We start from the raw sequence: 1,503 nt of genomic DNA on the forward strand, positions 1-1,503 counted from the left end.
GAATTCGCCCAATGCGGTAGTCGCCAGTTTCGCCAACGGCTCTAGCGTTACCGCATGCGCCAAAGCATGAGCCGTCGTGGAAACTGTTGGGATACGCGCCGATGGAGCGCATGTTTCGCAGTTTGAAAACTGAATGGATACCGACCGTGGGCTACATGACGGTTCAAGGCGCGCACCGAGACCCCTGGCGTAGAGAAAAGCCTTTTTCCTGCAAATAACCGTTGATGACCGCGAGGATCGCAGGGGCCAACTTATGCTTTTCCAGCAGGTGCCGAAAGTTCATGATCGTGGTGTCTTCGGGGATCGGCGCGCTCAGGTTCAGGCGCGCGAACTGGCGCATGGGCGTGATTTCATACAGCGCCTCTTCCATCGCCGGGTCGCTCAGAGAGAACCAGTTTTGCAGCAGATGAATGCGCAGCATGGTTTCCAGCGGATAGGGTTTGCGACCACCGCCTGCCTTCGGGTAATACGGTTCGATCAGCTTCAGTAGACCGCTCCAGGGCACAACCTGGTCCATCTCGGCGAGGAACCGTTCGCGGCGAGTTTGCTTACGTTTGCCGGCGTATTCGAAGTCGGAAAAGCTCATCTGGCTCATGAAGGGCTCGGGTCAGGTGATGAGACTGTATTTCAGCACGTTTGGGGACTTGTTCGGAGTTTCCCTAATTAAAATACTTGTGCTGGGCGAGCGGAAATTGAAAGTGTTTTTTTGGTGGCGGGGTGAAAGTGGAGCACTATCAGGGGCTGTATAAATTATTATGCACCAGCCTGTAGGGCTACGCATCCTATGCGTCGCTGCATTTCAAGTACGACCTATCGATCTAAGCAGCTTTGTTGAGATAGATATGCATATTATTAGTGTCACTCCATATAAAGAACAAGCTTCCCGCGAACCCTTTGGGGGGGTGAATAAAACTGAGTACGAATTATGCCGGGAGGGCATTCCAATTTCGTTTAGCAGTGAAGTTGACTTCGAAAGTACATTTGATGCAGCTATTAAAGCTAGCATAGCTGGGCAGCTCCTGGGTGTAGTAAAAGCCGCAGATTATGGTGACGGTAATTTTTATCTGACGGATCTCTATACTAACAAATTGCCAAGGGACGCTCGAATCAAAGGGATGGGAACCATTCTGCTTCATCAAATGGCCTGCTTGGCGAACCAATATGAATATGGCTGCATAAAATTGGCAGCCACCCGATCACCCGGCGAACAGCATCCCGCTCCGTTTTATGAACGATTTGGATTCTCCTTGAATAAGGAGTTTCACGCTGATGAGAGTGTAAGCGAGTGCGTTGAACAAAATCATGGGATGACTATTCATATGTTGGCTGACACGAACAAAGTTCTGGAATACACCAAGCATTATCTTGATTGCAATAATAACTGAAGCCTATTGCCTGCTGTCCCAAGCTAAGAAGGTGTAGACAAAATAAACTAAAGTTACCATTTCTTCTGCCTGGACAGCCTCGAAGTCATGCCTAGAATCGGACGCCCGCCCGCGATTA

The 1,503-nt window shown here is 49.9% G+C and carries 1 protein-coding gene and 2 pseudogenes; 2 read left to right on the forward strand and 1 reads right to left on the reverse strand.

The genetic code is table 11. From position 1 onward, the window contains the following. A pseudogene (locus CRO75_RS32215) lies at positions 1 to 161 on the forward strand (IS3 family transposase); the annotation flags it as partial. Positions 162 to 181: 20 nt separating this feature from the next. Here the strand turns inward: CRO75_RS32215 and CRO75_RS32220 are convergent. After that, positions 182 to 595 (reverse strand): annotated as a pseudogene (locus CRO75_RS32220) (transposase); the annotation flags it as partial. A 247-nt stretch (positions 596 to 842) separates the two neighbouring features. Between CRO75_RS32220 and CRO75_RS32810 the strand changes: the two are divergent. Beyond that, entirely contained in the window at positions 843 to 1,385 is a 543-nt protein-coding gene (locus CRO75_RS32810) for a GNAT family N-acetyltransferase (RefSeq protein ID WP_158539521.1), read from the forward strand. The last annotated feature ends 118 nt before the right edge of the window (positions 1,386 to 1,503 follow it).

Source organism: Pseudomonas sp. LAMO17WK12:I10 (assembly GCF_900215185.1).
Lineage (GTDB): Bacteria > Pseudomonadota > Gammaproteobacteria > Pseudomonadales > Pseudomonadaceae > Aquipseudomonas > Aquipseudomonas chlororaphis.